Source organism: Nesterenkonia sp. PF2B19 (assembly GCF_001758425.2).
GTDB lineage: Bacteria > Actinomycetota > Actinomycetes > Actinomycetales > Micrococcaceae > Nesterenkonia > Nesterenkonia aethiopica.
On sequence record NZ_MDSS02000038.1, the window covers coordinates 25,314 to 33,891 of the forward strand.

The window sequence follows — 8,578 nt, forward strand, 5'->3', positions numbered from 1 at the left end:
GGGCGCTCACAGGGCCCGAGGGTGGGCGGAGACGTAGCTCTCCTGCAGCGCCTCCGCGGTGACCTTGGTGTAGATCTGCGTGGTGGTCACCGAGGCGTGGCCCAGCATCTCCTGGACCAGGCGGATGCCGGCCCCGCCCTCCAGCATGTGGGTCGCGCAGGAGTGCCGCAACGTGTGGGGTGAGACGTCGGTCTCCAGGCCCGCCGCCCGGGCGTGCTGCTGCAGCACGGTCCAGGCGGACTGGCGGGAGAGCCGGCCGCCCCGCTGGTTGAGGAACAGGCCCGGTGAGCCGGGCCGGCGCGTGGCGGATCGGCTCACCGCCTCGGCCAGCGCGGGGCGTCCCGCGGTCAGATAGTCGGCCAGCGCCCGCTGGGCGAAGCTGCCGACCGGCACGATCCGCTGCTTGTCGCCCTTGCCGGTGACCCGGACCACGACGAGCCCGTCCTGGGACCGGTGCTCAGAGTCCTGGTGAGCAGTGTCCCGGAGCTCCACCAGGTCGTCCACGTCGAGGCTGACGGCTTCGGTGATGCGGGTGCCGGTGGCGTAGAGGAACTCCAGCAGGGCCCTGTCCCGCAGTCCGAGCGGCGTGCTCGTGTCCGGAGCCTCCAGCAGACGGCGCACCTGGTCGATGGTCAGTGCCTTGGGCAGAGACTGCCGCGGCTTCGGGGCGGCAACCTGCGCCGCCGGGTCCCCGGCGGTGCGCCCCTCCGCGGCCCACCACCTGTGCAGACCCCGCACCGAGGCCAGCGCCCGGGCCATGGAGATCGCCGCCAGCGGCGCGCCGCCGTCGTCGCCGGTGCTGAGCGCACGCAGGTAGGAGGCGACGGTGTCCTCCCCCACCTGGTGGGGCGCGGTGATCCCCTGCTCCAGCAGGTGAGCTCCGTATCGCAGCAGGTCCCGGCGGTAGGAAGCCAGGGTGTTCGCCGCCGAGCCGCGCTCGATGCGCAGGTGGGTCAGGTAGTCCTGGATCTCTCGCCCCACCGGGCTCTCCGGCACCGCCTCGCGCAGGCGGCGATGGCGGCGCCGGAGCTCCTGGTCCTCCACCGTGGCGGCGGGCGCCGGATCAGGCGCGACGGTCCAGGCCGGCCTTGATCAGACCGGCGAACAGCGGGTGGCGTCGGTGGGACGGGACTTCAGCTCCGGATGCGCCTGCGTGGAGACGTAGTAGGGGTGCTGGTCCCGGGGCAGTTCCACGAACTCGACCAGACGGCCGTCCGGGGAGGTGCCGGAGAACACCAGTCCCGCCTCGGCCAGCTGCTCACGGTAGGCGTTGTTCACCTCGTAGCGGTGGCGGTGACGCTCGGAGATCGCCGTGGCGCCGTAGGTCTCGGCCACCACGCTGTCCTCGGCGAGGACGGCGTCGTAGGCGCCCAGCCGCATGGTGCCGCCCAAGTCGCCGTCGCCGGAGACGATGTCCTTCTGCTCGGCCATGGTCGCGATCACCGGGTAGGCGGTGTCCGGGTCGAACTCGGTGGAGTTGGCCTCCGTCATGCCCACCACGTTGCGCGCGTACTCCATGACCATGGTCTGCAGGCCCAGGCACAGCCCCAGGGCGGGGATGCCGTGCTCCCGGGCGTGCCGGAAGGCCCCGATCTTGCCGTCGAGGCCGCGGACCCCGAACCCGCCGGGCACGCAGATCGCGTCCACGCCCTCCAGCGCCTTGGCCGCGCCCTCCTCGGAGGCACACAGGTCCGAGGCCACCCAGCGGATCTTGGTCTTGGCCCGGTGGGCGAAGCCTCCGGCGCGCAGCGCCTCGGTGACTGAGAGGTAGGCGTCCGGCAGATCGATGTACTTGCCGACCAGCGCGACCTCGACCTCGTGGTCGGGGTGGTGGACGACGTCCAGCAGGCGGTTCCACTTGGACCAGTCGACATCCTTGAACTTCAGGTCCAGCTTCTGCACCACGTAGGCGTCGATGGCCTGCTTGTGGAGGATCCGGGGGATGTCGTAGATGCTGGGCGCGTCGGGACAGTTGATGACGGCGTCCTCGTCGACGTCGCACATCCGGGAGATCTTGCCCCGCACGTCCTGGGGAAGCTCCCCGGCCGAGCGCAGCACGATGCCGTCGGGCTGGATGCCGAGGCTGCGCAGCGCCGCCACCGAATGCTGGGTCGGCTTGGTCTTCAGCTCCTGGCTCGGACCGATGTAGGGAACCAGGGAGACGTGGAGGAAGAAGACGTTCTCCCGCCCGACGTCCTGCCGCACCTGACGGGCCGCCTCCAGGAACGGCTGGGACTCGATGTCACCGACTGTTCCGCCGATCTCAGTGATGATGACATCCGGGGCGTCCCGCTCGCTGTCGGCCTCGGCCGGCAGACGCATGCGGCGCTTGATCTCATCGGTGATGTGCGGGATCACCTGGACGGTGTCGCCGAGGTAGTCGCCGCGACGCTCACGCTCGATCACCGAGGAGTAGATCTGCCCGGTGGTGACGTTGTTCAGGCCGTCGAGGTTCTCATCCAGGAAGCGCTCGTAGTGGCCGATGTCCAGATCCGTCTCGGCGCCGTCTTCGGTGACGAAGACCTCGCCGTGCTGGAAGGGGTTCATCGTGCCCGGATCCACATTCAGGTACGGATCGAGCTTCTGCATGACGACCGAGAGGCCGCGGGCCCGGAGCAGATGCCCCAGGGAGGAGGCGGTGAGCCCCTTGCCGAGAGAGGAGACGACGCCACCGGTCACGAAGATCTGACGGGGGGTCTGGGGACTGGACTGGTTCCGAGAACTGTTTCGATGCACCACGGAGTTCAAGACTATCAGCACCGGTCCACCGGCAGTACCCCGCCGCGGCACCGGCAGGTGCGACGTCGGCCACTCGCCTCCTCCCAGCTCCGGGTGCGCGAGCGGAGACCTCAGACTCCGGAGGCCGCCTCGAGCAGCTCGCGGGCGTGGGCACGGGCGGAGTCGGAGTCCTCCTGGCCCGCGAGCATGCGGGCCAGCTCGCTGACCCGCTCCTGCTCGTCGAGGGTCCGGACGTCGGTGGCGGTGAACCCGCCGCTCCCGGAGCCGTCCTCCACCGAGGACTTGAAGACCCGCACATGATGCTGGGCGAAGGCGGCGACCTGCGGCAGATGGGTGACGACGATGACCTGCACATGGCGGGCCAGCACCGCGAGGCGACGTCCGATCTGCACCGCGGCCTTGCCGCCGACCCCGGCGTCGACCTCGTCGAAGATGAACGTGCCGGCCGAATCGTGGGCCGCCAGCACCACTTCGAGGGCGAGCATCACGCGGGAGAGCTCACCTCCGGAGGCGCCTTTGCCCAACGGCAGAGGGTCCGCGCCGGCGTGCGGAGCCAGCAGCATGGTCACGGCGTCCGCCCCATGAGGGCCCAGCTCCTCGGTCTCGGTGACCTCCACGACCATGCGCGCATGCGGCATCGCCAGGGCGGCGAGCTCCTCTCCGACCGCCTCGGCCAGACGACGCCCGGCCTCGGCGCGGCGGCGTCGCAGCTCGGCGGCGTCGGTACGCAGTCCCTCCTCGAGACGCTCGATCTCCGCAGAGAGCGTCTCGAGGCGGTCGGTGTCTGACTGCAGGGTCCCCAGGCGTCGCCGGGACTCCTCGGCCCAAGCCAGGACCGCGTCGACGTCGGGGCCGTACAGCCGCACCAGGCGGTCGAGGTCGGCTCGTCGCTGGTGCACCTCCGCCAGGCGCTCGGGGCCCGATTCGTCGAGTCCGGCGGCATAGATGCCCAGCTGGGAGGCGGCGTCGTTGAGCAGTCCCGAGACCGAGCTGATCTGCTCAGCGATCGCGGCCAGTTCCTCATCCTGGTCCTGCACGGGGCCCAGCGCGGTCGAGCCGCTTCGACCAGCTCGACGGCGTGCGGGGCGTCTCCGACGGCCTCCGCCGCGTCCGGGCCGGCGAGCGCCTGCTGCGCGGACCGGGCCGCCTCACGCAGCCCCTCGACGTTCTCCAGCTTCAGGGACTCGGCCTTGAGCCGGTCGTCCTCCCCCGGCTGAGGGTCCACCTCATCGATCTGTTCGAGCGCCTGCTGCAGCTGCTCGGCCTCCAGCCGACGTTCCCGCTCGTGGGTGGTGATCTCCTCCAGCTCTGCGCGGCGGGCCTGGTAGGCCTCGTAGCGGGCCCGGTAGTCGCGGGCCAGTGCGGCGAACTCCTCGCCGGCGTAGCTGTCCAGCGCCCGGCGCTGGGCGGCGGCGGACTTCAGGCGGAGCTGGTCGGTCTGCCCATGGACGGTGACCAGAGATGAGCCGATCTCGCCGAGCAGGGAGACCGGCACGCTGCGCCCGGAGACGCTGGCCCGGCTCCGGCCCTTGGCGCTGACCGCGCGCCCCAGCAGAAGCGTGGACCTCGGCGTGGCGTCCGGCGTCGTCGGCGCCTCGGCGGCCTCCTCGTCGTCGAACCACGCGCCGGCCTCACGCGCAAGCTCCACGGCCCGATGGTCGCCTGCACCTGCAGCTCGGCGTCGACGGCGGCGCGCGGCGCGCCGCTGCGCACAGCAGCGGCCTCCGCCCGGGCGCCCAGGAGCAGCCCCAGGGCCGTGACGACCATCGTCTGCCGGCGCCGGTCTCGCCCGTCACCACGTTCAGGCCGGGGTGGAGCTCGAGTTCGGCGCGTTCGATGACGCCGAGGTCGGTGATGGTGACGTGGTCGATCACGAGGTGGGTCCCTCCTCGAGGTGTCGGGCTCCTGTGGTCATCTCTCCCCCCATGGGGTGATCGGTGGGGTGGTCCGGGCCCTGGACGGTGTTCGCCGCATCCACGGGTCCCCTCCAGCCGGAGGTGGGCAGGTTGAACTTGTCCACGAGCCGCTCGGAGAACGGTGTCTGCTTGACCCGGGCGAGCAGGACGGGCTCGGCGGATCGGGTCACCTCGACACGGGAGCCGGCCGGCAGCTCGGTGGCGCGGCGTCCGTCGCACCAGAGCACCCCCTGCTCCTCCTCGCGCTGCAGGACCTCGACGGCCAGCACGGAGTCCGGTGCGACGACGAGCGGCCGGGCGAACAGGGCATGGGCGGAGATCGGGACCATCACCAGGGCCTCCACCTCGGGCCAGACCACGGGGCCGCCCGCGGAGAAGGCGTAGGCGGTGGAGCCGGTCGGGGTGGCCATCACGACGCCATCGCATCCGAAGGCGGAGATGGGGCGGCCGTCGACTTCTACGACCAGGTCCACCATGCGTTCCCGCGCGTGCTTCTCCACGCTGGCCTCGTTCAGCGCCCAGGTGCTGCCGATATGGTCGCCGGACTGCCAGACCTGCACATCGATCGCCATGCGACGCTCGACGGTGTAGTCCTGCTCGACCACCCACTGGACGGAGGCGTCGAGCTCGGTGCGCTCGGATTCGGCGAGGAACCCGACATGACCCAGGTTGATGCCCATCAGCGGCAGGTCCGCGCCGCGGACGAGCTCGGCGGCCCTCAGGATAGAGCCGTCGCCGCCCAGGACCATGCCGACCTCGCAGCGCGACAGCGGCACATCGGTGTCGGCGACGGCGATCGGGACGTCCCGCAGCCGGTCTCCGACGAGGTGTCCCAGCGAGGCGATGTCCCGCTCGAGCATGACGGGGGTGAGTCCTGCCTGATGGAGACGCTCCGCCACCGCGGCGGCGGCGTCGACGGCGTCGTGGCGACCGGTGTGGGCGAGCACGAGGATCTCCCGGCTTCCGTGCGCCTCCGTCATAGGGCCTCCTCCAGAGTTCGTTCGCCGTGGTGCTGGTCCGTGCCACCCGGTCCCAGGCCGGTGCCGGTCAGTCGCGGTAGTCGACCTGGTCCAGCCTAGCGGCACTCGTCGGGCCGCTGCTGGCCCCGGTCGACGTCTCGGAGCGTCTCAGGTGCAGGAAGAACTCGAGGTTGCCGTCCTGTCCGGGCAGCTGGGACCGGTGGGCGGAGAGCAGGTGCAGTCCGTGCTCCTCGGCCGAGCCGACGACGGCGGTCACCGCCTCCCGGCGCAGCTCCGGGCTGGTGACCACGCCGGTGCGGGCGAGTCTCTCGCGGCCCACTTCGAACTGGGGCTTGACCATCAGCAGCAGATCGGCCCCGGCACGAGTCTGTCCGGCCAGTGGGGCCATGACCAGTCGCAGGGAGATGAAGGACAGGTCCGCGACGATGAGGTCGAAGGGTTCGCCGAGCTGCCCAGCGCTCAGGCCACGCAGATTCAGACCCTCATGGTTCTCCACACGGGGATCCTCCCGCAGTGCGGGCGCCAGCTGGTCATGGCCGACATCGACGGCGACCACCCGCCGGGCTCCCTGCGCCAGCAGCACCTGGGTGAATCCGCCGGTGGAGGCTCCGGCGTCCAGGCATCGACGCCCCTGCACAGCGATCTCCGGACAGGCGGTGAGAGCCCCGAGCAGCTTATGAGCCGCCCGGCTCACCCAGGGGTCGTCCTCGGTGACCTCCACTCGCTGGGAGGTGCGCACCGTCGTCGCCGCCTTGGACACTGCGCGCCCGTCCACGCGCACGGAACCGGCACGGATGAGCTGCCCGGCCCGGCTGCGGCTCGTCGCCAGGCCGCGGGAGACGAGAGCTCGGTCCAGTCGCTCGGAGCTCATGGGGCGTCACCGTCCATCGAAGCTCAGTGCCGCCCCGTGGCCTCGAGGCGCTCCGACAGCTGCCGGTGCAGGTGCTCGGCCTCGGTGATGTGGGCGTCGAGCTCGTCGATCTCCATGTCGGTCACCGACTCCCCCTGGTGGGGGCTTGCCGGCTCCGGGTGCTGCTCGGTCATGCGGTGGCTCCTGCGAGGTCTTCGGCGAAGAGGTCGGCGAGGGTCTCGAGGATGTGGTCCGGACGGCTGGCGGCTTCGGCCGCCCCGACCGATTCCCGGGTGTCGATGCCGGTCAGCACCAGGGCGGTGGTGAACCTCGCCCGGTTGCCGCCGAGGATGTCGGTGTCCAGCCGATCGCCGATGACCAGAGGGGCCTGCAGACCGAGAGCCTGGGCGGCCTGCACGAACATCACGGGCTCCGGCTTGCCCGCGGCGGTCGGGATGGTCCCGGTGGCACGGCCGACTGCTTCGATCAGCGCGCCGTTCCCCGGTGCGATGCCGTGCTCCCGCGGAATGGTCAGGTCGCAGTTGGTGGCGAACCAGCGGGCGCCGTCGTTGACCGCATAGGCGGCCTCTGCCAGGTCGATCCAGCGCAGCTGGGGGTCGAAGCCCTGGATGACGGCGGCAGGCCGGTCGGCGGCGGAGTCCACGACCTGGAACCCTCCGTCCTCGACCAGCTGACGCAGATACCGACTCCCGGTCACCAGCACCCGGGCGCCCCGCGGGATCTCCCGTGCCATCAGGCTCACTCCGGCAGGAGCCGAACCGAAGACCTCGTGGGGGGAGGCGGGCATGCCGAGATCAGTGAGATGGCCGGCGACCTCGTCTGCCGAACGGGAGGCGTTGTTGGTGACGAACGCGCACGGGATCTCCCGACGCCGCAGCTCGGCCAGAGCTTCGACCGCTCCGTCCACGGCTCCGGGACCCGCATAGAGGACGCCGTCGAGGTCGAAGAGGACGCCATCATGGTGGGCGATCACGGCGCGCGTCATCCCTGGTCCTCACCCGCTCGAGGCCTGGGGGCACCGCCCATCACGTCCTTGACCTTGGGCAGCTCTGCAGGTTCGTCGTCGAAGTCCATGATCTCCGGAGACTCGAAGGCGCCTGCGCCGAGGGCCCTCTCCGCGACGAAGGCCTGGCGGCGCCACTGCTCCGCCTCCTCGCCGCGGCCGACAGCCTCCAGGGCATCGGCGTAGACGGTGAAGAGACGGGGTGAGAAGCTGAACGCGCGATCGCGCTGCAGCTCAGGGACTTCAAGCGCGGTCACGGCAGAGGCGTGGTCGCCCAGATCTGTGTGGGCCCCGGCGACGACGATGGCCAGCTCCGCGCGGACCGCACCGGTGAGTCGCTGGGCCTCGGGGCTCTCCCCCAGCTCCACAGCCTTCTGCGGTCGACCGAGCCCGCGTTCGCAGTCCGCTTGGACCGGGAGGTGGGTCTGGTCGCCGCTGATCCGCCGGTAGGTGCGCAACTCACGCAGCGCCTCGGAGAAGTCGCCCGCCGCGTAGGCGGTCAGCGCCACAGCCTCGCGCACGACGGCGAGTCGGCCGCCGCGCCGCGACGCCGCCAACGCGTGCTCCTGGGCCAATGCCGGGTCCACGTCGATGAGGCGTCCGGCCATCACGAGATGCTTGGCCACCCAGGTGCGGTTGGTGTCATTGAGCGTGCCCAGCTGGGAGGCCGCCTCCCGGTCCAGCTCCTTGCCGGTGACGTCCTCATCGATCTCCGGTGACCGCGGACGGTCCTCACGGTTGGAGCGGCGCAGGTCTCCCCTGGAACGGGAGGCACCGGCGCTACGCTCCTCGGGACGGTCAGGGCGGCTGCGACGCGGGCCGCGACGGTCGTCATATCGAGAGTTCACTGATCCAGGATACCTTCCGTGCCGAAGGATGACGGGAGTGAGCGCCTGTCAGCGCTGAGGGCAGACGCAACAAGAGCCGGGTCGAAGAATCAACGGTGATCCTTCAACCCGGCTCTCGTCCTAAGTGGTGTCCGGCGGTGACCTACTCTCCCACACACTCCCGTGTGCAGTACCATCGGCGCTGTGGGTCTTAGCTTCCGGGTTCGGGATGGGACCGGGCG

At 70.9% G+C, this 8,578-nt stretch carries 6 protein-coding genes, 1 rRNA gene and 2 pseudogenes; all 9 read right to left on the reverse strand.

Annotated elements, in window-relative coordinates:
- Nucleotides 1–6: 6 nt before the first annotated feature.
- Nucleotides 7–1,044, reverse strand: a complete 1,038-nt coding sequence (locus BCY76_RS11685; protein ID WP_085437715.1) for a site-specific tyrosine recombinase XerD — start codon at nucleotides 1,042–1,044, stop codon at nucleotides 7–9.
- A gap of 19 nt (nucleotides 1,045–1,063) precedes the next feature.
- Nucleotides 1,064–2,757 (reverse strand): annotated as a pseudogene (locus BCY76_RS11690) (CTP synthase).
- A 92-nt stretch (nucleotides 2,758–2,849) separates the two neighbouring features.
- Nucleotides 2,850–4,613, reverse strand: a pseudogene (gene recN, locus BCY76_RS11695) (DNA repair protein RecN).
- On the reverse strand, nucleotides 4,610–5,635 hold the full coding sequence (locus BCY76_RS11700; protein ID WP_083277345.1) for an NAD kinase: 1,026 nt from the start codon (nucleotides 5,633–5,635) through the stop codon (nucleotides 4,610–4,612). Before BCY76_RS11700 ends, recN begins: the two are co-directional and overlap by 4 nt.
- Nucleotides 5,636–5,702: 67 nt before the next feature.
- Complete coding sequence (locus tag BCY76_RS11705) at nucleotides 5,703–6,506, reverse strand: TlyA family RNA methyltransferase (RefSeq protein ID WP_070159072.1); 804 nt, start codon at nucleotides 6,504–6,506, stop codon at nucleotides 5,703–5,705.
- A 23-nt stretch (nucleotides 6,507–6,529) separates the two neighbouring features.
- Nucleotides 6,530–6,679 (reverse strand): hypothetical protein, encoded by a 150-nt coding sequence (locus tag BCY76_RS18165; RefSeq protein WP_170922677.1) that lies wholly within the window; start codon nucleotides 6,677–6,679, stop codon nucleotides 6,530–6,532.
- Nucleotides 6,676–7,491, reverse strand: a complete 816-nt coding sequence (locus BCY76_RS11710) for an HAD-IIA family hydrolase (RefSeq protein ID WP_070159071.1) — start codon at nucleotides 7,489–7,491, stop codon at nucleotides 6,676–6,678. Before BCY76_RS11710 ends, BCY76_RS18165 begins: the two co-directional genes overlap by 4 nt.
- Nucleotides 7,488–8,357 carry a hypothetical protein gene (locus tag BCY76_RS11715; protein ID WP_237090118.1) on the reverse strand — a complete coding sequence of 290 codons (870 nt, stop codon included), beginning with the start codon at nucleotides 8,355–8,357 and terminating at the stop codon, nucleotides 7,488–7,490. The genes BCY76_RS11710 and BCY76_RS11715 overlap by 4 nt, the downstream gene beginning before the upstream one ends.
- 129 nt (nucleotides 8,358–8,486) lie before the next feature.
- A 5S ribosomal RNA gene (rrf, locus tag BCY76_RS11720) occupies nucleotides 8,487–8,578 on the reverse strand; the annotation flags it as partial.

Excerpts from the sequence above, each read along its gene's own strand:
- BCY76_RS11700 (WP_083277345.1), bottom strand. The coding sequence starts at position 5,635 with ATGACGGAGGCGCACGGAAGCCGGGAGATCCTCGTGCTCGCCCACACC.
- BCY76_RS11705 (WP_070159072.1), bottom strand. The coding sequence starts at position 6,506 with ATGAGCTCCGAGCGACTGGACCGAGCTCTCGTCTCCCGCGGCCTGGCG.
- BCY76_RS18165 (WP_170922677.1), bottom strand. The coding sequence starts at position 6,679 with ATGACCGAGCAGCACCCGGAGCCGGCAAGCCCCCACCAGGGGGAGTCG.
- BCY76_RS11710 (WP_070159071.1), bottom strand. The coding sequence starts at position 7,491 with ATGACGCGCGCCGTGATCGCCCACCATGATGGCGTCCTCTTCGACCTC.